Annotated in this window: 24 protein-coding genes; all 24 read right to left on the reverse strand. The window is 37.6% G+C overall.

The genetic code is table 11. The features are described from left to right. Positions 1-6: 6 nt before the first annotated feature. Positions 7-918 (reverse strand): hypothetical protein, encoded by a 912-nt coding sequence (locus ICN29_RS04655; protein WP_216130180.1) that lies wholly within the window; start codon positions 916-918, stop codon positions 7-9. Between the two features lie 354 nt (positions 919-1,272). Then, a complete protein-coding gene (locus tag ICN29_RS04660; RefSeq protein ID WP_216130181.1) occupies positions 1,273-1,950 on the reverse strand; it encodes a sugar transferase in 678 nt (225 codons plus the stop codon). Between the two features lie 2 nt (positions 1,951-1,952). Continuing rightward, entirely contained in the window at positions 1,953-3,143 is a 1,191-nt protein-coding gene (locus tag ICN29_RS04665) for a UDP-N-acetylglucosamine 4,6-dehydratase (RefSeq protein WP_216861471.1), read from the reverse strand. A 170-nt stretch (positions 3,144-3,313) separates the two neighbouring features. After that, positions 3,314-4,138, reverse strand: a complete 825-nt coding sequence (locus ICN29_RS04670; protein WP_255538064.1) for a 2OG-Fe(II) oxygenase — start codon at positions 4,136-4,138, stop codon at positions 3,314-3,316. Positions 4,139-4,297: 159 nt separating this feature from the next. After that, positions 4,298-5,263: an NAD-dependent epimerase/dehydratase family protein gene (locus ICN29_RS04675; protein ID WP_216130183.1), complete on the reverse strand. Its 966-nt coding sequence runs from the start codon at positions 5,261-5,263 to the stop codon at positions 4,298-4,300. An 11-nt stretch (positions 5,264-5,274) separates the two neighbouring features. Next, entirely contained in the window at positions 5,275-6,015 is a 741-nt protein-coding gene (locus ICN29_RS04680) for a glycosyltransferase family 2 protein (RefSeq protein WP_216130185.1), read from the reverse strand. Between the two features lie 56 nt (positions 6,016-6,071). Next, positions 6,072-6,656 carry a DapH/DapD/GlmU-related protein gene (locus ICN29_RS04685; RefSeq protein WP_216130187.1) on the reverse strand — a complete coding sequence of 195 codons (585 nt, stop codon included), beginning with the start codon at positions 6,654-6,656 and terminating at the stop codon, positions 6,072-6,074. Next, positions 6,656-7,669 (reverse strand): glycosyltransferase family 2 protein, encoded by a 1,014-nt coding sequence (locus ICN29_RS04690; protein WP_216130189.1) that lies wholly within the window; start codon positions 7,667-7,669, stop codon positions 6,656-6,658. Before ICN29_RS04690 ends, ICN29_RS04685 begins: the two co-directional genes overlap by 1 nt. 31 nt (positions 7,670-7,700) lie before the next feature. Next, positions 7,701-8,813, reverse strand: coding sequence for a glycosyltransferase (locus tag ICN29_RS04695; RefSeq protein WP_216130191.1), 1,113 nt, complete (start codon positions 8,811-8,813; stop codon positions 7,701-7,703). Next, positions 8,813-9,541, reverse strand: coding sequence for a glycosyltransferase family 2 protein (locus ICN29_RS04700; RefSeq protein ID WP_216130192.1), 729 nt, complete (start codon positions 9,539-9,541; stop codon positions 8,813-8,815). The genes ICN29_RS04695 and ICN29_RS04700 overlap by 1 nt, the downstream gene beginning before the upstream one ends. Positions 9,542-9,552: 11 nt before the next feature. Then, positions 9,553-10,575 (reverse strand): glycosyltransferase, encoded by a 1,023-nt coding sequence (locus ICN29_RS04705; RefSeq protein WP_216130194.1) that lies wholly within the window; start codon positions 10,573-10,575, stop codon positions 9,553-9,555. Positions 10,576-10,699: 124 nt separating this feature from the next. Further along, on the reverse strand, positions 10,700-11,653 hold the full coding sequence (locus ICN29_RS04710; protein WP_216130196.1) for a class I SAM-dependent methyltransferase: 954 nt from the start codon (positions 11,651-11,653) through the stop codon (positions 10,700-10,702). Next, entirely contained in the window at positions 11,632-12,609 is a 978-nt protein-coding gene (locus ICN29_RS04715; protein WP_216130198.1) for a glycosyltransferase family 2 protein, read from the reverse strand. Before ICN29_RS04715 ends, ICN29_RS04710 begins: the two co-directional genes overlap by 22 nt. Positions 12,610-12,684: 75 nt before the next feature. Further along, positions 12,685-13,680: a hypothetical protein gene (locus ICN29_RS04720; protein ID WP_216130200.1), complete on the reverse strand. Its 996-nt coding sequence runs from the start codon at positions 13,678-13,680 to the stop codon at positions 12,685-12,687. Continuing rightward, complete coding sequence (locus tag ICN29_RS04725; protein ID WP_216130202.1) at positions 13,677-15,119, reverse strand: lipopolysaccharide biosynthesis protein; 1,443 nt, start codon at positions 15,117-15,119, stop codon at positions 13,677-13,679. The genes ICN29_RS04720 and ICN29_RS04725 overlap by 4 nt, the downstream gene beginning before the upstream one ends. Positions 15,120-15,132: 13 nt before the next feature. After that, entirely contained in the window at positions 15,133-16,260 is a 1,128-nt protein-coding gene (gmd, locus tag ICN29_RS04730) for a GDP-mannose 4,6-dehydratase (RefSeq protein WP_216130204.1), read from the reverse strand. Positions 16,261-16,277: 17 nt separating this feature from the next. Further along, the gene (gene galE, locus ICN29_RS04735; RefSeq protein WP_216130205.1) at positions 16,278-17,300 is read right to left on the reverse strand and encodes a UDP-glucose 4-epimerase GalE; all 1,023 of its coding nucleotides are present in this window, start codon (positions 17,298-17,300) and stop codon (positions 16,278-16,280) included. 141 nt (positions 17,301-17,441) lie between these two features. Then, positions 17,442-18,623: a hypothetical protein gene (locus tag ICN29_RS04740; protein ID WP_216130207.1), complete on the reverse strand. Its 1,182-nt coding sequence runs from the start codon at positions 18,621-18,623 to the stop codon at positions 17,442-17,444. Positions 18,624-18,787: 164 nt separating this feature from the next. Then, positions 18,788-20,272, reverse strand: a complete 1,485-nt coding sequence (locus ICN29_RS04745; protein ID WP_216130209.1) for a hypothetical protein — start codon at positions 20,270-20,272, stop codon at positions 18,788-18,790. A gap of 88 nt (positions 20,273-20,360) precedes the next feature. Then, a complete protein-coding gene (locus ICN29_RS04750) occupies positions 20,361-22,079 on the reverse strand; it encodes a polysaccharide biosynthesis protein (RefSeq protein ID WP_255538065.1) in 1,719 nt (572 codons plus the stop codon). 186 nt (positions 22,080-22,265) lie between these two features. Beyond that, positions 22,266-22,847, reverse strand: a complete 582-nt coding sequence (locus ICN29_RS04755) for a sugar transferase (RefSeq protein WP_216130214.1) — start codon at positions 22,845-22,847, stop codon at positions 22,266-22,268. Further along, on the reverse strand, positions 22,844-23,971 hold the full coding sequence (locus ICN29_RS04760; RefSeq protein WP_255538137.1) for a glycosyltransferase family 4 protein: 1,128 nt from the start codon (positions 23,969-23,971) through the stop codon (positions 22,844-22,846). Before ICN29_RS04760 ends, ICN29_RS04755 begins: the two co-directional genes overlap by 4 nt. A 51-nt stretch (positions 23,972-24,022) precedes the next feature. Continuing rightward, positions 24,023-25,129, reverse strand: coding sequence for a DegT/DnrJ/EryC1/StrS family aminotransferase (locus ICN29_RS04765; protein WP_216130218.1), 1,107 nt, complete (start codon positions 25,127-25,129; stop codon positions 24,023-24,025). Next, complete coding sequence (locus tag ICN29_RS04770) at positions 25,126-25,539, reverse strand: sugar 3,4-ketoisomerase (protein WP_216130220.1); 414 nt, start codon at positions 25,537-25,539, stop codon at positions 25,126-25,128. The genes ICN29_RS04765 and ICN29_RS04770 overlap by 4 nt, the downstream gene beginning before the upstream one ends. Positions 25,540-25,549 lie beyond the last annotated feature (10 nt).

Consider the following 25,549-nt stretch of genomic DNA (forward strand, 5'->3'; position numbering starts at 1 on the left):
CAATAATTAAAGACATTTTCGAGTCATTTTATAGAGATAGCAAGCCGAAGCAACAGACAAAATTAATGTTGAGGATAAATAGTTGCCACCACGAATAAATAATTCTATAAGGCTCGATAGTGCAATGAAGTATGTAAAAAGTATCTTGTAATCTTGCTCACCATTAAGCTTAGATATTTTAGACCAAATGAATATTAGCCAGAAAATATATAGACATACCAACAAAATACCCAATACACCAAATTCACTAGCAATTCTTGAAAATAAAAATGAGCCATCTTTTCTACCTAAATCACTAAAACCATAGCTATCAAGCATCAAACCAACCTCTGTTTGACTATTTGTTCCCATCTGACGATAGCCCAAACCAAATCCGGATGTATCTTGAAGCGCCTTAAATATTTCATGCCAGCCCTGCAAATAAGTCAAAGAAGAGATATTTGTACTACCTGCTGAAAGATCAAGACGGGAGAAAAAATAGTTCTCACCTACCAACTCCCCAAATATAAGAATTGAAAGAACAGCAATTAAGATAATTAGTAAAAATTTTTTCATATGGCCTCTCAAAACCAAAGCAATCAAGAAAAGAGTGCATAAAATTAATGTAAGACTGGGGAAATATAAGGCTTGTAGAATAAAATTGGAGATTAATAGAATCTTGAATTTAATATTTAACTTAATTATTACTGGTATGGAGATCGAAAGCACACAAAGAGCATAATAAGAAGGCTCCGCAAATGGAAATACAGGATTATTGAAATCACCAAAGCCAAAATATATTTTTGAATTTGGAATCAAAATTGACAGCCATCCAAAAATAATGAATATTATTAAAGTTAATTTGAAGCCTTCAAATAGATATTTTTCCGAGATATCTGAAAATAATTTTTGAATAAACACACCTAATGCTATAGCCACAGGAACAGAAATTATGATGTTGTATAGATCTTGAACATCTCCATTATTAAACAGAAAATTGCTTAATGTTTGTAATAGTACTAAAAAATATAGAGTAAATACTAGTATCGATAAATTAATATTTATTCTGGATATATAATTTTTACTTAATAATAATAATATAATTATTAAAGGTATTAGCAAGCCTATTGACGATCCTACGCCATTAGTTATGTTTGAAATAATGGATACTACAGAAAAAAAAATAATGAGAAATATTGATATGCTGACACTCTTTGCATATAAAAAATTCTTATTTCTATTTACCGTTTTCATTTGTATAAAAAATTTTTTAAAAATATCCTGTTAGTCGCTTCATTCATAATAATTTAAGAAAACCCTCAGATTTTCCGGTGGCGAAGGCAAAGACGGGAAAATACTCCAAACTAAGCCAGATTTAGGATATATGACAACCCAAATAGTTATAAATATACAAATAAAGTATATTTTAATGCTCCGGTTATTAACATACCATTCTTCAAGCCTCCCTTTATATGGGGCTATAACTGAATTATAGATGTGAATTGGATCTTTTTCGTCAGCTAATATATCTTCCTCCCCTCGAAAAATTATTGAACCAATACCAGATAAACCAGGCTGCACCTTTACAATACAATTTTGAATAGATTTACTGTACGCATTAAAATTTTTAATCGTCAAAGGCCTGGGGCCGATGATGCTCATATTTCCTAAAAAAATATTCAATAATTGTGGCAGTTCATTTATCTTTGATTTACGTAAAAATTTTCCAAGCGGCAAGACACGGGGGTCATTTTTAACGGTGATGCTACCGTTGTTCATATTGAGGCTATTTTTTAACATAGTAGCAAACTTAACCAGGCTGAAAGGAGCCCCGCCCTTGCCGACCCTCTCCTGAAAATAAAATACCTCGCCCTCTCCAGTCATTTTAAGAAAAATAATGACTGGAATTAGTAGGGGCGATAAAGTTAGTAGTGCAATGCCTGAGAATATGATGTCAAAAAAACGTTGCATAATCACATTCTTTGATCTAGATATTTACCGGTTTCTTTGTGAGAGAAGTTGGGGATCATTTCATTAAATAATTCAACTATCTCCCCCTTGCTCCAAGTTGACCTAGCTTTTATTGCCCTTACTGTACTCAGAAAATACTCTAACTTTGCCTGATTAAACGTTGGGTCATTTTTAATGATCCCGATATTTTCATATCTATCTAAATTTAATATTTCTGTCGAAGTATAAAATTCTTCAAAGTCTTTTTCACCAGTAGTATTGCTCTCAAAAAAGAAACAAGGCCACTTCTTATGTGAAATTAATTCATCAGCGCGCTGTCGCGCCTCCTCTTCGCTGGCACACTCATATGCCTCATACCCTTGCTCAGAGAGATAACGAACCGCAATGTCAGAAAAAGTCGCAAGGTGAAGATCTTCACTTAACTTAGGGAAAAATATATCTCGATTGTCCCCAAGCAAGCATGACATTAAGCACAACTCCCCCGACTCTTGCGGGGTTACAAAATAGCGACGCACATCGTATGGCGCGGAAATTGGCTGCCGTTTAGAGATCCGCTGACTAAAACCATGGGTTAATGATCCATCAGAAAATACAACGTTTGCAAATCGTGCTGTAGATACGGGAATGTCAAGACTGGCTCGCATTAAGAACATTTCCATGATGCGCTTACTTGCGCCCATCATATTAACCGGATTGGCAGCCTTATCCGTTGAAACACAAAAATACTTTTTAGCTCCATTAGCTTTAGCCATCTCAAAGGTGCGTATTGTATTTAAAATATTTACCTCGAGTAGCCTCATTAGAGTAAAAGGATCTTTTTCACTCCTCACATGCTTAAGCGCTGATAAGTTTAAAAAATAGTCATACTTGTAGCCAGAATTTAATAGGGCCTCGAATTCAGTTGACCCACAATCAATTGTGAAAGTTTTAAAATCTCCCTTTATATATCCCAGAGTGCTCCTGAGATCACGAACCAATTCGACCATATTATTTTCATTAATGTCGACTACATGCAGGACTTTAGGGTGTCTTTTAAATATCTCACGTACAACAGCTTGACCAATCGAGCCAGCGCCCCCGATAACCAAGAACCGTCCACCAGAAACTCTCTCAGAAATAGACTCCGCATACCTAGCAACATCTTTGCCAAATAGCTGACAATCTCTTCCAATTAAATTTAATATATTATTCAATTTAATAATTCCATAACATAATTAATTCTTAATAATATTTTTCTAATAGAAAAATATGCCTTATAAATTTAATAAACCAACAAAAATATTAATAAAATTCAACTATTTTTTATCATTGAAATAAATAAATAATTACATCTGGATAATAATTGACGAAATTATGGGATAAATTATTCCTTTTCATTATTAATTAAATTCTTTCCGCGCCCAATTTTCAGCACTTTCGAAATAATATTTCTAAATAAATTATCCCCGAGCCCAACGATCTTCTTAATTTTTTCTTCTGGCCTTCCAGTAAAAGAAGTTACATGGAAATAGCTAGAAGCATCAGGGGATATTGGTGAAAAATAGTAATTTGAAACACAGCATCGCGGAGTATCTGCTTCTACCTTGCTAACAGAGTGCCAGCTAGCTCTATTTGTCTCCATAACAACCAATCGATTAGTTTTTGCGACGATTGTTTTTGGAGTAGTCCTATTTTCATCCCAGAGCTCCAGATTCCCTCCATTTTTAATTACCCACTCAGGTGAAACATAATACAAAAGATTTAATCTTCTATACTTGCTTCTTATTCCATCATGGCTATTATCTAAATGGGGATTAAGAAAGTCATCCCGAAACATCATTGATAAACCACCAGCATAAAGCAAGGGATCCGGCTCTATACAATCCCACTCCACAGCACCTGCAATTCTATCTACAATTTTTTTATCGTGGAATGCATAGGTAATATTAGATAGAATCTTGCTGTAAGCATTCAAGTTGGATGATGTTCTTTTTTTCTCACGAAATGATTCGCGAGAAAAAAATCCATCGCCATCTCTAGGAAAAGCAGAATATATAGACTCACATGCATCAAGAGGCAAAAGATTATCAATAAAAAAATGCCGTGTTTTAGTTCCCACAGGATTAACCCATTGCTGCCTTATTGATAAATTTGAATCTTCAATTTTTTGTAATATTAATTTTACAAAATCTTCTTTGCTAATGGTCAAAATACTTCCCCTCATGCCAGATGGTCCGCTGTTTATGGAATTAATGCTCAAATTGATAACTCAAACTATAGGTATTCATACAGCACTTTTGACTCTGTATTATCTAATCAAGCCTCATTCACAACAAGGAAAATAATTTTTAATAATAGTGAGTGATTTTCAATTGCTTAATGTTCGATTTGCAAGCGCTCTTAAACCTTGCTCTAAGGTAACTTTTGGCCTCCAGCCAGTAGCATTTTCTATTTTTTTGGATGAGTACCAAGCAGAATGAATTAATCGATCTAAAACTTCAGAATTAAATGGTAATTGTTTTTTAAAAAATATTTGCATGTAGTCAAAAATTAAAGCAAAAAAAACTAAAGATATTTTGGGCACTTGGACTGAAGTCGCTGACATTGAAAGCGCAGAACGTAAGCCATCATAAAGCTGCCTACCCGACGGTGCCGCAGGTCCAGTAACGATATAAATATCATTTGCAATCATTTGAGTTTTTTTCATTGCAATTACGATTATGTCCAATAAATCCTCAATGTATATCATCGACCTATGGTTTCCTGTATCAGGAATTGGAGGAAAACACCTTTTTTTTACCAATCTTGCCATACGCTCTAAATTGCCTTTACCCCCACCGTAGACCATTGTTAATCGTAAAATTACGTATTCCAATTTATACAAATCTGCATATTTTTCAATTAATTGTTCCGCAGCTAGTTTTGACTGACCATATTTTGATGCTGGGAGACAATCCCAACTCTCATCTACACAGATTTCCCCTGATTCGCTCATTGCCTTAACTGATGATAAAAAAATAAACTTCTTAACTCCAGATTCTGCAGCGGCCTCTAGCAATACTTCCGTCCCACATACATTTACTGCCCAAGCTTCATTTAATATTTCATTCGGGGGCAATTTAAAGGCATGTGCATACCCGGCACAATGAACAATACAATCAACCCCTTTTAATAACTCAATAAGGCGAAGCTTGTTAGATAATTCACATATATGGATATTGGGGTTAGTAGTTTTACTTCTTGATATTCCCAACCAAGAAAGGCCTTCGCTATTCAACCTATTGACAAGCTCACCCCCCACGAATCCGGATGCCCCCGTTATAAAATATCTCATCGATTAGCCAATTAATTTTTTACCTTAGGTAGTCTTCCCGTATACCTGAGTACATACCTCACCATGCTTGTCATGTGCCAAATCATAAATTTAAGATTCTTGTGGCTTTTTCTTTGTGCAAAATGCGTTACATTTATCTCGGGATTTACAACAACTTTGAACCCCTCTTTCCAGAGTCTAGTACAAATATCAACATCTTCGTAGTAAAGAAAATATGATTCATCAAACCCTTTGATTTTACGGAAATATTTCGATTTAAATACGATAAACATACCACCAACCCATTCAGGGAAAAGTGAAGTAGCCGCACTATCAATTCGGTACTCCCCCCTTCTATTGAGAAATAGTTTATATATCAAAGAAGTAATCGTAGGGAAATATCTAACGCTATCCTCAACATAACCGCTAGGACTTATTATTAAGGGAGCAGCAGCTGCAGACCCAGTAAGCTTTAAAACACTAATTAAACCTGGAAATGGGTTCTCATCGAAAAAAATATCTGGGTTAACTATGCAGAAAAACTCATCAGTATTTAAAGAAAAGGCAAGATTGTGGTTTTGCCCAAACCCCTTGGGAGTAGTGTTAGTAATGATTTGCAGTCGATCAGAATCTGCTAGGCTAAGAAATTCTGGAATATTTTTAATAAGAATTATTTTATGAACTTCTTTACAATTCAATAATAGAGGTATTAGAAGCTCTACCATGGATCCATGTCCATGAGAAATTATTGAAACAGTGACTAAATTATTCATAAAATGTAATTTAATAATAACTATTCAATAAAAGTATTTAAAAATTTAAAAAGAATTTAATTAACTTGCTTAATAATTCTAGCTGGCACACCTGCAGCAAGAGAAAAACTAGGAACATCTGATGTAACTACAGCCCCTGCTGCTATAACACTAGAAGAGCCAATTTTCACACCTTTAAGTATTACAACATTTTCACCAATCCAGACATTATCTTCAATGGTAACTGGTGCATAGACTAGCCTTCGGGATGCTGGGGAAATAAGTAAATCCTCTAAATTCATACTTCCATGATCGTGGTCAGAAATAAATACACCACTTGCAATTAAAACATTATTCCCAATTTTAATCTGGTTAAATGCGCCTATATGACATTTATCGTTTATCTGAACATTATTACCAAATATCAATGATGGAGTATTGTCGGACTTATCACCTGCTTCAATCCTACAATATTGACCCGTAGTAAAATCTTTGCCAAATAAAATGTTTCGATAACCCCTAATTCTTGTTGGCTGTCTTATAAGCCTAGCCTTATTAAAAAATATAAATGTGATAAATAAAGACCAAGTTAGTCTTATTAAATCAGGAATTGAATATCTACTAGATAACGCGAGAGGGATATTAATATTGGATTTTTTCATCAATAGGGGTGTATACGTAATATTTTTAAAAGCTGCGCTAATACCCTATTTACAATGGGGTATTTAGTAATTTTTATCATTAATTGATGCTTTAAGCTTAAATACTTAGTGACATCATTACGACTTGAGCTAACTTTGTAAAATGATGCACTTACAATTTCATAACATTTTAAGTATTCATTAAAATCTGAAACTCTATACGCCGCATGAACTAAGAATGCAGCAAGCATTTTTACTCCATGAGCAAGAAAAATTGTTTTTGTGCGTTCCAAGGCATGATCACCTATTAAATCAATTTCTTCAGCCTTTAATATACTCAAAGCCTCCAGAAAGGAAATTGAATTCATACTCCTAGTTACACTATCTTTCCTAATTAAAGCATGATAATAAATTTTATTAATGAAAATACATTTTTTTGAAAATTTTGAAACTAGTTTTGAATAATAGATATCTTCGTAGGCCCTGGTTTCAGGAAATCCTATTTTATACTTATCTAAAAATGACTTTCTATACACCTTATTCCACGGAATTGAATAAATATTTTTATCCAATAAGGCGTCCTCTAAAATATTTAACCCGCGAAGAATATCAAAATTAAATTTATTAAATTTTTTATTAATCTTTCCAGTTGGGGCAACAAATTCAAAGCCAAAATTTACAAAATCAGCATCTGATTCATCCATTGCTAAAATCACATCTTCGGCTAATTTAGGATCCAACCAATCATCAGCATCTACATAGCAAATAAGCCTACCTTTCGCAAGCCTAGTTCCAACATTTCTTGCTGCCCCTTGACCTCTATTATTTTGATGAATGATAGTTAATCGAGAAATTAATGATTTATAGCTTTCACAACACCTTAGGGTGCCATCTGTAGATCCATCATCAATAACAATTATTTCCCAATCATTGCTACTCTGATTAATAATACTTTTAATGCATTTATCCAAATAATCTTGCACGTTATAAGCGGGAACTATAAATGTAATAGAAGGATTATTTTTATTTAACATTATTCATTCAAAAAATAATAGATAATATTGGCTATTTTAATAATTTTGAATACAAATATTCGATTTTTTTGGTAGTAAATTTTATATCATATTCATTAAATATTTTTTCTGAAATATCTTTATTTTTTGGAAATGGGATCATTGAATATATTTTATCGGCCCAATAATCTGAACCATATTCAAGAGGCAAGTGCTCAAGTAGAGGGGTTAACCTAATTTCATTTGGGACCCTATCTGAGACAAGGCACCTTACGTTAGCGAGTTGTGCCTCTAGGGCAACTATACCAAAACCTTCTTGAAGCGAAGGGAGGATAACAATATCCGCCAAGTTAATAATATTATTTACATCATTTCTTGACCCTAGAAAATAACATGAGTGGCCGATATTTGAATTAATTACTTTAGATTTATAATACTCAAATAGCAGACCATCACCAACAAGTATAAAATTGAAATCTTTTGATTTACTATATAACTTGCTAAATACTTCAAAAGCAAATTCATGATTTTTTTCAGGCGAAAATCTTGCCACCATTATAATGTTATATTTATTATGTAATCCCAATGACTTTTTTAATTCTAAAACATTTACAATGTTTGGCTTTATACAGAATTCACTTATTGAAATTCCATTATTAATAATCTCAACTTTGTTATCAGAATAAAATTTATTTCCCAGGAATGATTTAGCTGATTTGACACTGCATGCAATAAAATGAGTTCCAAATTTAGCAGTTAACAACTCTAATAATTTAATAAAATATTTTAAAATCCCCTCCTTCTCTGGGATATTAAAATGATTATGTACAATTCTTACTTTATAACCACAAATATAAGAAATTAATAGCGCTGGTACTGAATATATACCTTGATGGATATGTATAATATCATATTTTTTATTTTTTAATATTTTAACAAAATTAAATATATATAATAAAGGTGAAACCGTAAGTCTTTCAATTTTATAAATTTTGCAACCCATTTCTTGAAGCTCTTGAGCAACCAATCCTTTAATCTCTTGCGCAGCAAAAGAGAATTCAAATTTATTATTATTTATATTTTTACAATGATTGAGTAATAAATTTTCAATTCCACCTGATCCCAAGCATGGGACGACATGTAGAACTTTAATTTTACTTTTCATTAATTACTTTTTAATTTAATATAAATATATTTTAAAATATATTTAATTAATCCATAGGACTTATATTTAAAGAGAATAGAATTTGTTTCCAAAAATCCTAATTTTGTAGATGATATCCCACCTAAAACAAAATTTGATATAATTTTTTCAATGTAGAAAAATTTGTATTGGTTATTTAATATTCGAAATATCAAATCATAATCAGCCGCTGACTTGTATTTAATATCATAATTTATGTAATTATAAACATCTTTAGATATGAAACATGAGGAGTGAGATATCATTTCTTTTTTTATATTCATGATTGTAGCCCCATTAACTCCAATTATATTTGAATCTTGATCCCACAACCTTACTAATCCATAATATACATCTGATTTTTCTTGAGTAGAAATTGAGTGTACATGTTCAAGAATATCACTTTCTAGCCAATCACCGCTATTAATAAATATTATATACTTTCCACGAGATAAATTGATGGCCTTATTCATTGCATAATAAATTCCATTATCTGGTTCACTTATTATCAAATTGATATTTTTATTATAGTTTCTTATGATTTCTACAGTGCCATCACTACTGCCTCCATCAATTACTATATATTCAAAGTTAGTAAAACTTTGGGAAACAATACTTTTTAGCGTCCTTTCAATACCTTCTCTATTATTTTTAACAATTGTCACAACCGTACAAAAGTAATTAGTAGTAATCTTATTTTTCTCATCCATATATCTAATATTTAAAGTTCAAGTATTTCGCTATATGCATTTATATAAGATTTACCAACAAAGCTCCCTCTACACTCATTTAAGTATTCATTTTGGGTGAATTTTTGAGATGTGTCTTTTCTAATAAGATAAAGTAGACTATTTTGAATTTTCTTTACAGAGTCGCAATCCACTAAAGTAGCCCCACTGAATAATTTTTGCCTAGCATATTCTCCATTACCCAATAGGAGAGGTTTATGCATAACAGCAGCCTCTAAAGCAGATATTGGCTGTGTTTCATCTTTACTTGGCAATGCAAAGGCAATGGCTTTTTTATAGGCCATGTATAAGTCGTTTGAAGCTGGCTCTAAACCATTTATCCACACAATATTACTACTTGATTCAACTAATTTTTTAACCTTATTTAAGTATGCCTCTTCCCCTGGAAGTCCTTTTCCTACTATTAATAAAGGTATATTTGCATTGATACAAGCTTGCGTTAGATTGAGCTGATTTTTTCTATTACATATGTTCCCCGTTGTAATGATGTAATCTTTTAGATGCACTTGATTATGTTCGCTATTATTTACATCACAGTTGTAAAAAATATCATCCACGATATTGGGAATTACAAATATTTTATTAAGTGGGTAGCCATATACATTCGATAAAAATAATTTCTGCTCGATATTAACAACAGATATACCATCTATGTTTTCTAATAATTGTAAATTTACTTTTTCACTACCTATTTTCGCTGACAGCTTAATTCGCCAATTATTATAAAAATTTGGATATCTCGTTAGAGCACTTAAAAATACTTTTTTACCAGTTTTTTTTGCCCAATATGCTGAATTTATATGCTGGCATGATAGCCCCCATAAATGCAGTACTTCATAATTATCATCTTGCCTCCAGAAATCAAGCGGTTTAATATCTAAACCCTGCTTTGCAACTGCATTCATTGCATTTAGCATCTGTAGTTCAAAGCCTCCAAATGTAAGCCCATGTGGCTGCAATGGTACCACTCTGACTCTCATCTCATTAAATTCCATTTGTTTCAACTCTTTTTTAGATGGGGTTGCAATAAAAAATTGTAGATTTTTTTAAGTGTTACCTCCAAAAAAATCCCTGGTTATTCATTTCAAACTAAGCGTCTTGAATAATTTTTTCCAGAATTTAGAGCTTCTTCAATAGTACTAAAACTGAGTTTCCGACTACCCCTTGCGGACTATTATCACGCTGCAATTGATGTAAAAGAGTTTTAACTGTTGAGATTGGCCTCACAATCAACCTAAAAATTAACCTCAATTTTCTATTAAATGCGCTGCCAGTAATATGTGGCATTGAATGTTTTAATTGCATCGTAGAGGCAACTCTTTGAATTAACCCATTACAAGGCTCAATTACAAACTCTGCCTTTGCTCCTAAAAAGGTTGCCAGAGCATTTAATGCCTTCAAATTCCAGCGAGTGAGGTGATGCGGCGGCCTGTTCAAAGGGTCCCACCAGTCCTCCTCAAAAAACATTGGGGACAAAGGAATTGATATTGCCAATAAACCACCCGACTTGACATGCGCCCATAAACTAGCAATTGACTCGCGCGGATCTTCCAAGTGCTCCAACACATGAAATAAGGTAATTACATCAAATTTACTTCCGTTACCTAGCGTACCTAAAAGATTAATTGGCAAGCACTCAGCTGTCAGGCCCTTGCTTCTGCACTCCAATACGCTACCCAAATTAGAATCAATTCCGACGCCACTTATCCCATGCTTCGTTAGTTTTTCTAAAAAAATCCCTGAGCCACAACCAACATCAAGAACTACTTTATTTTTTTCCTTGATTAACTCAATTAAAGCCCCCCACTCCCACCTTTCTGGAGGGTAATAATAATGACTATTACATATCCAGCTATAAAATTCGTCGCTCCCAGCTTTCATTGGATTTGAAAATATTAATTCGCATTCAGAACATTTTAATAGAGAATAATCCAACACCTTTGGCCTAGGTAATCTAAGATCATCAAATAAATTTATAATTGAATCGAGCACTTTAGATCCAGGGATTACCTCAAAGCCCAGGGAATTGGATTTACACACCGGACATTGGCTCATAATTTTTTGCCGAGACATCTAAAATAATTTACAAGCGCCATGATTTTGTTAGTAGATGAGCTGCTGTTTTCAAGTAATTTTCTTTGATTCTCCTGCCATGCCTTATTAGCATGGCGCTTATCGGCCTCACTAACAAAATGCCCATCATCAAATCTCACATTGGCACGATTAGTATTGAGTATCTTTTTAATAGCGTCTGCATGCCATAATCTAATAAGATCAATATTTCGTTTTTGTATATTTGCTATATGTGGATGAGGATTTATGCGTGTGCCCCCCCACTTTGGATCCGAATAAAATCTTAAGGCAAAAACTCCATTGGTGTATCCTGCAGCCATGCATCTAATTGCGTAATCTGTATCATCATGCGCATATGGAGCAAGTCTGGATTCAAGAAAGCCTACATTACGAATAAGCTCAAATGGAATGCATACAGGACTTTTAATTGGTATATCCCTGGAAACAAAACAGTCAGGTAACAGAACAGTTGCCTCTGGAAGTCCATGCCCATATGCATTTTCAACATAGTCGCAAAGCGGAATATAAGTTTCGGTTTCCAAAATATTTGATTCTAAATTAGCACCCAATCTCAAGGACAGGTACCCTAATTTAATTTGTGACTCTTCGTATAACCGCTGTATTTTTTCTTCCAAATTAAAATCTGCTAATACCACGTCATCCTGCAACACTATATTGAAACCATAACCTTCATGACTTGCAGCTTTCAATCCTGCATTAATACTTAGCAACTCATGCACATCGCTTTCATACACCTTAGTTATTGGAAGACCTCGAAATTTTTCCATGTACGAATCAATCAATGCTTCCGTTTGATCTGTGCACCCATCCAGAACTGCATAAACTCGGCTATCACCTCTACAACACATGAGCACACTTGAAATAACTTCTATTATCAAATCTTCTTTATTGTGAATGGTAATAATGTAATTAAATCTTGCTTTCAATTTATTCATCTAGTCTTAAAATTTACTATTTTTAATGCAATACAGAAAAACCCACTCAATAATTTAAAGTATACATAGGGTTAATTATTTAATCCACGAAACAAAGTGTCTGAATGCTTCAAGGTTTAATTTTGGTAGGAAGCCTTTCTCTACCATTAAATCTAATGCGGATATAAAAGCATCATTTGGCTTTTGATATGGAAGTTTCATAAGTAGTTTAGACCACTCATCTCCATGTTTATAAAGATCTAACTCCTGCTCAAAATCTTTAAATAAATTATGGAAATTACGTTTTTGATAAACGACGGGGCTCGAGTAAGCGAGAGTTCGTCCCGACTTCCACAAACACGCAAGACTCATATAGCCTCTTAATATATCCGTTACCCGATCAGACTTTCCGATTGGCAAAAACATTAATGGGAAAGCTTCGGGAAGCCATAGCGTAGCCTGTGAATTAAATGGGCAAAATGTATTTTCTTTTAACCTAAATAGTCTATCTCGAGCAAAATAGACGGGGGAGGAATGCGTCATTCTATAAATTGCATCCACATCAGGATCCTCATCAGCTAGATACTGCATTACCCCCCACGGAAAAGCGATAGAATTTAAAGGTCGCTCCTCTTCAGTAGACTCCTGAATATACTGAAGCGGATACCCTCGTGGCCAACAATCTAAGGCACCAAACTCCTTATAAATATTTGCCCATCCCGACCCAGATGATATTATTTGCCCCCTTTCGCGTGAGCTCGTCAAATCAAGCTCAACCTGCTCGCATGCATTGGCATAGGGAATATTGTCATCATCACTTTCAAAAATTGCTTCTGCACCATTCTTAAATGCATATAGATAACCAACCATTTTTCTTATATAGGTATTTTCCGGAAGAAAGCTGCAGAATTCTGGAAATAGATCTTTTTGATCCTCAAGCGATAGATATTTAATGTTTTCCCAGTTACCATTTGTCGGGGATTTCCTATCGCCTACTACAATCGTAGTCCACCCACTCCATTTTGAAAATTCCTCAACTGCAATTGTTGGATGATTTATTGATGTAATTACTATAAATTTCTTGTTTTTCATATTAATTTGTTAAGGTTAGACTTATTTTTTGGGAAGGCCATTAAGTAGGCCGGGATTACATAAAATATAGAATATCCTATTACAGTCCCCCATATTGCACCTGATGCGCTCTGCCAATGCCACACCAAAAATATCTTCAATCCTATTGCCACGATTGAAGCCAGTGTATAAATTGATATTTGTCTTTTCAGAAAACTTCCATTGTTCAAATAAACTGATAGGGAACCACCTATATTCATTAATATAGAATATAGTGCAAATCCAACCATCAAACTTACACTGGTTTCAACGGGATGGCCAACCCAAATTTTGATGATTTGGCTTCCGAAAAATAAGATAGTTGCTCCGGCTAAAGCACCAATTAAAAATGATACCCATATTATTTTTTTTAATGCACGCTGAGCCCAATCATAATCTCCTCTTGCAATAGCTTCACCAAAAATTGGCCACATTGGCGATATGAATAATTGAGAAACCCCTAATATCATTGCAAGTTTTTGAACTATTGCAAATGTTGAAACATCGCTCAATCCTAATATTTTTGCAATAACTATATTGTCAGAAGCATTTCCAACAAGTGCAAGAAATTGCATTATCAAGAATAAACCGCCAACTCGTCCAATATTAGTTAAGGCAGATGATCCAATAACATTAAATTTCGGCAAATAATCTCGGCGTTCCAAAAAAAAATAAATGCCGAAATTTATTAAAGTTGCAACTGCTGGCCCTCCAGCTACTGCTAGTATTAGAAATGGAACTCCAGCCTCAAAATATACAGCAACCCCCAAAAAAAATATTGCAAATAGCTGCCCCAATAGGCTCCATAAATTTGATTTCCAACTTTCCTGCAAGCCAATCTGAACCTTATGCACTATTGACAAAGGCATTGAGATTAAAAAAATTGTTACATATATGGCGATGGACGGGGCAACCTCTCTTACTACCTCTGGTTTGGTTGCATGAACTACATCTGCCCACTCAACAAAATAAAAGCTACTTAGAAATATTGCCTCTATGATTACTGCCAACCCAGTAAGCAAAAATAGAGTGCTGGAAATGGCTCGATGAATTCTTTGATGATCTCGCTTTCCAAACGACTCGCTCACAATATTTACAAGGCTATTGCTCATACCCAAATCAACGAAACTCAACAAAGTAATTACAGAGGTAATCGTCATCCACAAACCAAATCTCTCGGACCCTAAATAACCGCTAACCCAACGAATCGAGGCTACAACAATGATCAAGGAAGCCAACTTTGTAAATCCAGAAGTAAGGACTGCCCAACTTAAAAGTCGCAGCCTTTCATTATTTACTCCCTCTAAACTATTGGTATCATAAGCATTTAATCTAAGATGCTTAATGAACGAAAATAATTTATTAAGCATTAAAGAAATAATTGGATAGATTTTTTTTGCTCTAACTCTATTTATATGCATAGATTTAATTCAGCTACTCCGATCCCAACGCCACTGTATAGCCATGCTTACTCAAGAGTGCATGCTGCATAGCCTGATCGAGGTCATTAGCTACCATTTCCACAATCATTTGATCAAGTGTAATCTCCGGAACCCAGCCGAGTTTTTCTTTGGCCTTGGTAGGGTCGCCCAGGAGGGTTTCTACTTCTGTAGGACGATAGTAACGCGAATCAATCTGGATAATCACATCACCAACTTTAAGAGCCGGAGCCTTGTCACCTTCAATAGCAGCAACAATAGCCTTTTCATTTTCCGCAACACCTTCAAACCTGAGGGTGATACCAAGCTGCTTAGCACTGCGGATAATAAATTCACGAACGGTGAACTGCACACCTGTGGCAATAACGAAGTCTTCTGGTTTATCTTGTTGAAGCATCAACCATTGCATGCGCACGTAGTCTTTGGCATGACCCCAGTCACGTAGGGCGTCGATGTTACCCATAAATAAACACTTCTCAAGTCCTTGGGCAATATTCGCCAAACCACGAGTAACTTTTCTTGTAACAAAGGTTTCCCCACGACGCTTAGACTCGTGGTTAAAGAGGATGCCATTGCATGCGTACATCCCATAGGCCTCCCGATAGTTCACGGTAATCCAATAGGCATATAACTTAGCCACTGCATATGGGCTTCTTGGATAAAACGGGGTCGTTTCTTTTTGAGGAATCTCTTGAACTAAACCATAAAGCTCAGAAGTCGATGCTTGATAAAAACGAGTTTTCTTCTCAAGACCTAAAATTCGGATGGCCTCTAACATGCGGAGTGGTCCCATTGCGTCCACATCAGCCGTGTATTCAGGAGATTCAAAAGAAACAGCAACGTGAGACTGAGCGCCTAAGTTATAAATTTCATCAGGTTGGCATTCTTGAATAATACGGACCAAGTTGCTTGTATCCGTTAAATCACCATAGTGAAGAATTAAATCAGGGTGATTAACATGAGGGTCTTGATAAAGATGATCAATCCGCTCAGTATTAAAAGAGGATGCGCGGCGCTTAATACCGTGAACGATGTACCCTTTTTCCAAAAGGAATTCGGCAAGGTAAGAACCATCTTGACCGGTGATGCCAGTAATCAGGGCGACTTTTTGAGTATTAGTCATAGCGAATTTCAGAATGATTAATTTTCTGATTCCCCTTTAACGTGCCCTTGTAGCTCTTGAAATTTCCAAGAACTTTCACACATCTCAATTAAATTTCGCTTCGCAACCCAGTGTAATTGTTCCTTGGCTAACCCAGTCTGCGCAAAGTAAATCGGCAAATCTCCCGCGCGCCTTGGGGCAAATTGCAGTGGAATTACCTTACCCGTTATATTCTCAAAAGCCTTTACAATTTCTAGAACACCCGAAGACTTACCCGTACCTAAATTCACAACATTAGATCCGGCGTTTACATTCTGAAAATGCAATGCCGCCATATGACCCTCAGCCAAGTCCATCACATGGATGTAGTCGCGTTCCCCAGTACCATCTAGCGTTTCATAATCGTCGCCAAATATATTTAAATGAGGAAGCTCGCCAGAAGCTACCTTTACAACATAAGGCATCAAATTATTTGGTATACCGTTGGGCTCCTCGCCAATGAGACCGGATTCATGAGCGCCCACTGGATTGAAATATCTCAAGCTAGTTATCCTCCACTTAGAATCAGAGGCAGCTAAATCCCGCAGAATTTCTTCTACCTGTAGTTTCGATTGTCCGTATGGATTCATGGGCTTTGTTGGGTGGTCTTCATCGTATGGTAAATATTGAGGCTCGCCATACACCGTGGCACTTGAACTAAACACCAATGTTTTAACATCTACCTCTTGCATCGCCTGCAAAAGACTTATTGAACCCTGAACATTATTAGCGTAGTACAAAACAGGGTTAGCAACAGATTCACTCACTGCCTTTAATCCCGCGAAGTGAATCACGGCATCGATTTTATATTCGCGTAAAACTTTTTCGACGACATCAGTCTCACGCACATCCGCCTCAATACAAGGAAGTGCTTTACCTAATATTTTCTCGAGCCGCTCTAGAACGCTGGGACTGCTATTGCAAAAGTTATCCAAAAGAACTACTTCGTGACCGGCCTGGGACAACACCACCGCAGTATGGCTGCCGATGTACCCTGTCCCACCGGTTAATAGAATATTCACTTAGATAACGTAATTTGATTTAATTGATTGTTTTTCAAAGCGTAAATAGGATCAAGCCCGCTAATGCCCGATCCCGCGCATCCCTACTCCAGCGATCTCGCGCTACTGCTTTTTCCTGGGATTTCACTGATTTCATTGATTTCACTGGGCGCTCCCGTTTTTTATTTTGATCCAAAGCTGTTGTCCTAGCAGCGCTAAGAGCATCAGGAAAAAGGCTGCCGCCAAACCACCTGCAGTGGTTTTGATCATGCCTTTTTTAGTGGCGACTGGAGCGGTGTTGGCTTCTAGTCCCTTGGTAAAGCGTACTTGAATACTAAGTAATTGGGCGCGCAATTGGTCTAATAGTGCTTGGCCATTGCTATCGCCTTTGGCCAACTTGGAGCGCAGAGCGCTCTCAATTGCTAAGAGCTGTTCATTTAGCGCTAAGCCATCAAAGGTTTGATCTTGCAGGGGGATGGCTTGGTCGATAAAGGTTTTGATGATGGCAATTTGCTCAAGGCGTTTACTCAGGCGAGCTAAGCTTTCCTTTGAGGCATTGATATCGTTATTGACCGCAATAATCTGGGTGCTAATCGGCATGTACTTGGCGCCCGAGTCTTTGGGGTCGACCACTTGGCCATTGACATTGACCCCGCCTGGAAAGCGCTTGTGCAAGTCTTCTAAACTCTTGGCACGCTCTTGCTGGTAGCCCATCTCAATTTGGGTGGTGGTGATCTTTTGCTGCAAGTTAGCTACCTCGCTAATGGTTTGGCTCTCGTAGCCGTTGAGCAAACTGTGCAGTTGTAAGTAGGCGCCGCCCGAGCGCAAAAATTGACTGGCATTGCGCACATTATCGATTGCTTTTTCTTTAGAAGAGCCGGCAGCCGTGATTGTCAGACTAAGGATGGTGGTTGATGCTGCGTCTAAATCTTTGCTGATGGCCCCCAAGTCTTTGGTGTCGGCTTTAGAGAGCGCGTAAGCGGGAGCAACATTTTTTTGCCACCACTGCTCTTGGGCCATGGTCTTATATACGGCAGCTTGATCTTGCGGGATTTTATTTTCTTCGACTACTTGGGCCGCTAAATTAGGCAGACTCTTTTGTAGATTTTTCCAAGAAATCAAGTCAACCGAATTAATATTGAATAAAACATACTCGGCCTGGTAGCTACCTAAGAAAAACCAGCCTGTTAAACCTAACACTGCGCCGACGATGCTGGCGGCAAGTAGTTTTTTCCAGGACTCTTGCACAAAATTAACGATATCTATTAGGGAGATTTCGCCCTCATTTTGGGATGTGCTGTTTTGATCGCTGTTGTTGTTTCGGTCGTTTTGTGTAGATTGCATGCCAGACCCATTGAATAAATGTTATACCGATTATAACGGTCCAGGAGCGCTTGCACAGCCTCAAAGTTGGCCTAGAAAGTCGCGAATCAGCTGCAAATCCGTTATTCAGAATCCGTTATTGCACTCATGGCTTAGGGTTTATCCGCCACCCTGAATCCTGAACATCACTTTGGGTTCGCGTTCTGGTGTTTTTCGCTAGAGCCGATGGTCTTGCTGATACCCATCGACATTGCGGTTGCAAGCGCTACCCAGAATAGGAGAACTTCCATATTGACCTTTTGGCTAATTTCGGTAGTGCACCAGATGAGCCCTAGGCCGAGCAAAGCCCACCAGGCAATATTGAGGTGCGCGTTTCTATTGAGGGCATCTTTTTCCGGCATCAAAGCGTGTATTTGTAATCTTGAGCAATTGCGCATTGCAAGCAACATTGCGCCCAGTATGAGGGCGACACCCACAATTCCAATTCCGAGGGTAAGGTCAAGCCAGCCGCTATGGGATTGATGCATTTTGGAGTCAGGGTAATCCATTTTCACCAGGCGTCCAAAGGAGCGGTGCAAAAGACCATAACCTTGGGGATAGCGTGGAATGAGTTCTACTCCATGAATAAACCAACTCACTCGTTCGTAGTTTGATACGTTGACTTGTCTACCTAGTTCATTATTTGGGTAACCCTGAGTACCATCGTATTTCCACTGTGGATACTTTTCTCCATCAAGCGCCACTTTTGCATCAGCAACAAAAGTCTCAAAGTGCGAGTCAGTCTTAACTTGATACATTAAGCTAGCAGCCAAAGCACAGATGAAAATGATTGCAATGATCTGCTTACTTGAGGATGCCTTCTTAAAATATTTCCACACCAACATGCCAGCTAAGATGGCTGTAATCAGTAGCACATAAATAAAGCCATTAAATATCTGCCACTTGGCAAAGACAAATAGCACACTGCCTACCACGCAGATATAAAAACCGTTCGCCCAGGACAATAAGCGTCCTTGATCTATTTGAACTTTGATTTGCCCCAGGGCAATGGCGAGAACCGGCAAACAAAAACAGACATAGTCAATTTTGGCAACATAGTATGGCGCTGAGCTAGTCCATAATTTCCAATAATCGGGGACTACAATGCCCCACGCAGGGCCTTGATTTGTGAGCACCCATTTGATGATGAAGATCAACTCCGGCGCGATGAGTCCAAGCCAAATCAACACCCATACGATCTGGCTCATTTTCGAATTTGCTTTTGGTGTGCTGCTATTCGCAACAGAATGGCTAACTAAACTCGCGAGGGAGATTCCAAAACCCAGGCCAAAAAGGATAGCGATTGCGCAATTTTTCCAGACTGAAGTGAATTCTCGATACTGCGCTGGGTAGTCGTTTGATAAGAAAAGAAGATGAAATACCAGCCACGCAAATAAGGCAATTAAGAGGTAAACAGGAAGTGCACATTTACTCAGAAAAGATTTGCGATAACGAAAGATTACAAAAAGGCTTAGTGCTGCTCCAATACCTAAGCAGGTATTACGAAGAAAGATCGTTTTAGGCAGCATCCACACTGCATACAAAATCGCAAAGCAAATGCTCTGTACAACTACCACCCAGGCGGGAATAGTAGGCTGCTGATTTTGATAGGCTTGGATAGTTTGACTCAAAAGAGGGTTAAGGAGCTATTTGGACTTTGAAAGTAATTCTAAGCATTGTAACGATACTCATTTGACCTGGTATACAGCACTTGCATGCCTATTCAACCGGTTGATAGCCTGGTACCAACTCCTTCAATAGGCCAATTAAAGCTTGGTTATTGTTAGACTTAATCGCACTAGTGATTTTCCCGATTTTTAATTCAAGCTCATCCCATGGCAAAAACTCTTCCTGGGCCTTGAAAATTCTGGGGTGTGGAGTTTTTTCAGGATTTCCCTCGATAAGCAATTCTTCATAGAGCTTTTCTCCTGGGCGCAAACCAATTTCTTGAATCTCAATGTCACCATCTGGATTTTGAGCATCCCTAACATCCAAGCCTGAGAGCTCGATCATTCTCTTAGCTAAATCAACAATTTTGATTGATTCACCCATGTCTAGTAAAAAAACTTCGCCTCCGGACGCCAAAGCTCCTGCTTGAATCACAAGCTGAGCAGCTTCTGGAATCATCATAAAGTAACGTGTGACCTTCATATCGGTGATAGTGACTGGGCCACCAGACTCAATCTGCTGACGAAACTTGGGCACAACTGAGCCCGAAGAATTCAAAACATTGCCAAATCTCACCATTGAAAAAATCGTCGAAGAATTTGTTTGCGCTAAACCCTGCAGAACCAGTTCGGCCACTCTTTTAGTGGCACCCATCACATTAGTCGGCCTAACTGCTTTATCAGTACTAACTAAAATCATCCGTGGTACTAAAAATTCCGCTGCAAGCTTAGCAATTGACAAAGTTCCAAAGATATTATTATGCGCGCCCACAATCGGGTTATCTTCTACTATTGGAACATGCTTATATGCGGCAGCATGGTAAATGACATCAGGACGATGCTGTAAAAATATTTGGCGCAACTGAGCCTCATGATTGACTGAGGCCAAAACTTGCTTAATAGGAATTTTTAAACCAGGAGAAACTTCATAAGCATTGAGCTCTTCTATTAGGCGGTACAAACCCTCTTCATTTTGATCTAAACAAATCAATAAAGAAGGTTGAGATTTAGCGATTTGTCGGCATAGCTCACTACCGATTGATCCAGCAGCCCCAGTCACTAGAATAACTTTGGAGCGTAAATGTTCATCCATTAGGTCGGCATTAGGCAAAACCATATCACGCCCCAGAAGATCTTCTATATCGAGCGGTTTTAGCTCCTCAACTGAAAACTTTCCAAACGCAATATCGGTAACACTGGGTAGAGTCAGTACTGCCACTTTGGCATCAGTAATGCTTTTTAAAATCTGATTTCTTCGCATGCGACTAGTCGAAGGCATCGCCAATAATACTTTCGCGACTCCTTTACTAATTACTAAATCATCCAAATCATTTGGGTTATATATCCTATTGCCATCAATAATCCCGCCATGCTGATTGGGGTCATCATCTAAAAACCCAACCACCCGCATCGTATAACTACGTGAAAGTGCAGCTGCTAATTGGCGCCCCGCCTCCCCTGCGCCATAAATTAACACCTTAGGAACCAATGCGATTTTCAACTGTGTTCGATAGGCATTACTAAGCCAATAACTGGCGATTGCTCTACTTGCGCCAATCATGATTAACAATACTGCCGGCTGAATAATTCCTATTGTTCTAGGAACCCCAGGCACTCCATAAAAGGTAAATAGCGCAATAAAAATGACTGCATAAAGTACCATTGCTTTTAGTAATGCAACTAAAGCTCTTGCGCCAGAATGTCTAAATATTTCTCGATAAAGACCGCTGATAATAAAAATGGGCAGACCAATGACTAGCGCCGCAAGCATTACCAATGATGGATCCCAGCCACCTATTCCAAAAATGGGGACCCATTCCCCTGTTCTGAGGTAAAAGGCTAGTAAAACACTAAGTACACTCAACGCAGTATCTAATGCCAAAACAATTATGCGCTTGATGAATCTAGGTAGACTCAACACGGGCATGATTAAAGTTTTGAACATATTATTTACTTTCTAATGCGCAACATTTTTACCAAAAAGAACTTGAATAAACGTCAAGGCAATAATCTTTAAATCCAAATCAAAGGAAATATTTTTTAAATATTTCTCGTCAAACTGCACTTTGACCTCATCGCTCAATTCATCGCGACCGCTAATTTGAGCCAAGCCCGTTAGGCCAGGCCTAAGCTGATCGATTCGAGCATCTTTTCTTAATGCAATGAGTTTAGTCTGATTAAACAAAGCTGGTCTCGGCCCAACAAAACTCATATCCCCAATCAAAATACTCCACAATTGAGGCAACTCATCTAAGCTAGTTTTCCTCAAAAATGGTCCAAACGGCGTCATGTGAGCATCTGGACTCTGTAGCAGATCGGTGGCTACTACTGGAGTATCTGGTTTCATGCTTCTAAATTTTGGCATTTGAAAAATTTTGCCATTAACGCCGCTGCGGTCAGACCAATAGAGTATCGGGAGACCGTCAAATACTGCAATGATGAAAGCAATAATCAATATTATGGGGGACAGTGCCATCAGCGCAATAGCGCTAAGAATTACATCAAAGACCCGCTTTAAATAAAGATATTTAAGCTTCATGCCATCTCCGCTGGCACAATTGCCTCATATAGATCAAGCCAACTGTTGGTAATTTTCTTTGCGCAAAATGAACGTTCTACTCTTTGATAGGCATACTCACCCATTTGTGAAACACGATTTGGATTAAGCATCATGCTTTTCATGGCCAATTCTAGCGCCTTAGAGTCACCCTTATTAACCAAAACCCCTGAGTGACCATCCTCAATTGCATCAATTACCCCATCGATACGATAAGCAATAGCCGGAGTTTTACATGCGGCTGCTTCAATAATGACAGTACCAAACCCCTCCCTGTAGCTGGGCAATACAAGTACATCTGCCTTTGCCATAAATACTTCGGGAGTAGTAGATGATCCCACCCAAAGCACGCCATTTAATTTGGGGAATTTGTACTCGATTTGAGCTCTTAAACCCTCTTCATCAGGCCCAACAATCCATAAACGCGCTTGTGGGTTTTCTTGACTCACCCCCATAAATGCCTCTATCAAATCAAATATACCCTTATCCCGCGCAATACGACCAACAAATAGGAAATTGAAATGATCTTGAGAATCGAGCTGCGAAAAATGAATACCAAATTTCTGATCTGCCTGCGGATGAAAGCGCGCTAAATTAACTCCAGAAATCGAAGCACCTCCAATAACAGTGATTGCATTTTTCTTAACTATTTCTTCCTCTTGCAAAAATTTACCCTGAGAAGCGCTATCACAAAATACTTGAGTAGAGAAAAACACAATCGCGCGATCCATATTTTTATAGAACCAACGCTTTAAGCCATATTCGTTCACCCACACTTGACCAGTAAATGTATGCAAACGATTGGGAACTGCACATAAATAAGCTGCGAGCATACCAAGCAATCCTGCTTTTGGCGTGAATGTATGAACACTTACAAATTTCTCCCTCTTAAAAATAAGCAATAAGCTTTTCAACGCTTTTAAATCAGAAAAGGGGGAAAGCTTACGTTCAATAGGAACATTGATAATTCGTACGCCACTACTTTCAAACTCAGGTAACAGCGGATAGAGAGACTGGTTTAAACACAAAGATACTTGATATCTTAAGGAAAGTGCCTTTAGATGCTGTAGTAAAAAGGCATTTGCCGTGAAAGGCGTAGTAACCATGAAGCAAATTTTTTTCACGCTAGTTACCTAATTCAATCTAGTAAATAGCTGTTACGCTTTAAAAGCATTACAAGCTCCAATTACCTCTAATACCTGCTCATCAGTCATAGTTGGTCCAATCGGCAGGCTCAGCACCTCAGAATGCAAACTCTCTGTAAATGGCAAGTTGAGATCCGAATAGCTTTTATAGGCATCTTGTTTATGGGGGGGTATGGGGTAGTGAATCAGCGTCTCAATGCCCATATCAGTCAAAAATTGTTGTAAGCGATCTCGATATTGAGTGCGAACTACAAATAGATGCCATACATGTTGACCTTCTAAAGGTGTATCTGGCAATAAGATCAATTCATTTTTTATGCCCTTTAAATAGGCCTTTGCTATTTCCTGTCTTCGCTTGATCTCTTCATCTAAATATTTGAGTTTTACCGAGAGCATCGCCGCCTGAATTTCATCTAAGCGACTGTTGACCCCTTGAATAATATTTTTATATTTTTCAAGTGAGCCATAATTTCGCAGTGCTTTAAGTACTTTAAACAACTCAGGATCATTCGTTGTGATGGCCCCAGCGTCTCCCAGTGCGCCTAGATTTTTCCCAGGGTAAAAGCTAAAGCCTGATGCATCACCCCAACTACCGGCTTTTTGATTATTCAGTTTTGCGCCATGTGCCTGCGCAGAATCCTCTAACACAAGGAGGCGATGTTTTTTAGCAAACTCAAGGATTGAGGACATCTCCACTAAACGCCCGTAGAGATGAACTGGGAGAATAGCTTTTGTACGAGGAGTAACGTATTTCTCTAAATTTTCAGATGAGATATTGAAGGTTTTTTCACTAGGCTCAACCAATACTGGCTTTAAATTGTTCTCAGTAATAGCCAAAATACTAGCTATATAGGTGTTAGCGGGAACCAATACTTCATCACCATCAGATAGTCTTCCCAACTCCTTCCAGGCCCTTAGGGTTAAGACCAGGGCATCAAGGCCATTGGCAACACCTACGCAGTATTTAACCCCACAATACTGTGCAAATTCAGCCTCAAATTTGGCCAGGTAGTTCCCGCCAATATACCAGCCAGAGTGAATCACATCACTAGCAGCCTCAATTAATTGAGATTCGTACTTAGAATTGATCTCTTTTAAATCAAGAAATGGAATCTTCAAGACCGATCCTTTGCTGCCTGAAGAAAATCTGCATATTCCCTAAAATAATCTTGCTCATCATAGTATTCCGATGCTAAGACCATGCAGACTCCCCCAGAGGAAAAGTTATCGAGATCGCGCCACATCATAGGCGGAATATACAAACCAGAATAAGAGCGATTAAGGTGAAATGTTTTTTTCTCACAACCATCATCAAGAGTGACGTCAAAACTTCCTGACATTGCAATCATTAGTTGATGAAGTTTTTTATGGCCATGGGCAGCTCTAGAAGACCCTCCGGGAACATCATAGAGATAATAAACACGCTTAATATCAAAAGGGATATGGCGGTCTGATTCAATAAAGGTTAGATTACCCCTTTGGTCTTGTATTTTGGGTAGCTGTATTATTTTGCAATCAAGAATTGACATAATTTTTCAT

It is taken from the genome of Polynucleobacter nymphae, assembly GCF_018882155.1.
In the GTDB taxonomy this organism is placed as follows: Bacteria; Pseudomonadota; Gammaproteobacteria; order Burkholderiales; family Burkholderiaceae; genus Polynucleobacter; species Polynucleobacter nymphae.

Excerpts from the sequence above, each read along its gene's own strand:
- gmd (WP_216130204.1), bottom strand. The coding sequence starts at position 16,260 with ATGACTAATACTCAAAAAGTCGCCCTGATTACTGGCATCACCGGTCAA.
- ICN29_RS04720 (WP_216130200.1), bottom strand. The coding sequence starts at position 13,680 with ATGAAAAACAAGAAATTTATAGTAATTACATCAATAAATCATCCAACA.
- ICN29_RS04750 (WP_255538065.1), bottom strand. The coding sequence starts at position 22,079 with ATGCTTGCGGCGCTAGTCATTGGTCTGCCCATTTTTATTATCAGCGGT.
- ICN29_RS04715 (WP_216130198.1), bottom strand. The coding sequence starts at position 12,609 with ATGAATAAATTGAAAGCAAGATTTAATTACATTATTACCATTCACAAT.
- ICN29_RS04695 (WP_216130191.1), bottom strand. The coding sequence starts at position 8,813 with ATGAAAAGTAAAATTAAAGTTCTACATGTCGTCCCATGCTTGGGATCA.
- ICN29_RS04700 (WP_216130192.1), bottom strand. The coding sequence starts at position 9,541 with ATGGATGAGAAAAATAAGATTACTACTAATTACTTTTGTACGGTTGTG.
- ICN29_RS04690 (WP_216130189.1), bottom strand. The coding sequence starts at position 7,669 with ATGTTAAATAAAAATAATCCTTCTATTACATTTATAGTTCCCGCTTAT.
- ICN29_RS04760 (WP_255538137.1), bottom strand. The coding sequence starts at position 23,971 with ATGGTTACTACGCCTTTCACGGCAAATGCCTTTTTACTACAGCATCTA.
- ICN29_RS04675 (WP_216130183.1), bottom strand. The coding sequence starts at position 5,263 with ATGAGATATTTTATAACGGGGGCATCCGGATTCGTGGGGGGTGAGCTT.
- ICN29_RS04685 (WP_216130187.1), bottom strand. The coding sequence starts at position 6,656 with ATGAAAAAATCCAATATTAATATCCCTCTCGCGTTATCTAGTAGATAT.
- ICN29_RS04770 (WP_216130220.1), bottom strand. The coding sequence starts at position 25,539 with ATGTCAATTCTTGATTGCAAAATAATACAGCTACCCAAAATACAAGAC.
- ICN29_RS04740 (WP_216130207.1), bottom strand. The coding sequence starts at position 18,623 with ATGCAATCTACACAAAACGACCGAAACAACAACAGCGATCAAAACAGC.
- ICN29_RS04660 (WP_216130181.1), bottom strand. The coding sequence starts at position 1,950 with ATGCAACGTTTTTTTGACATCATATTCTCAGGCATTGCACTACTAACT.
- ICN29_RS04755 (WP_216130214.1), bottom strand. The coding sequence starts at position 22,847 with ATGAAGCTTAAATATCTTTATTTAAAGCGGGTCTTTGATGTAATTCTT.
- ICN29_RS04725 (WP_216130202.1), bottom strand. The coding sequence starts at position 15,119 with ATGCATATAAATAGAGTTAGAGCAAAAAAAATCTATCCAATTATTTCT.
- ICN29_RS04705 (WP_216130194.1), bottom strand. The coding sequence starts at position 10,575 with ATGGAATTTAATGAGATGAGAGTCAGAGTGGTACCATTGCAGCCACAT.
- ICN29_RS04680 (WP_216130185.1), bottom strand. The coding sequence starts at position 6,015 with ATGAATAATTTAGTCACTGTTTCAATAATTTCTCATGGACATGGATCC.
- ICN29_RS04710 (WP_216130196.1), bottom strand. The coding sequence starts at position 11,653 with ATGTCTCGGCAAAAAATTATGAGCCAATGTCCGGTGTGTAAATCCAAT.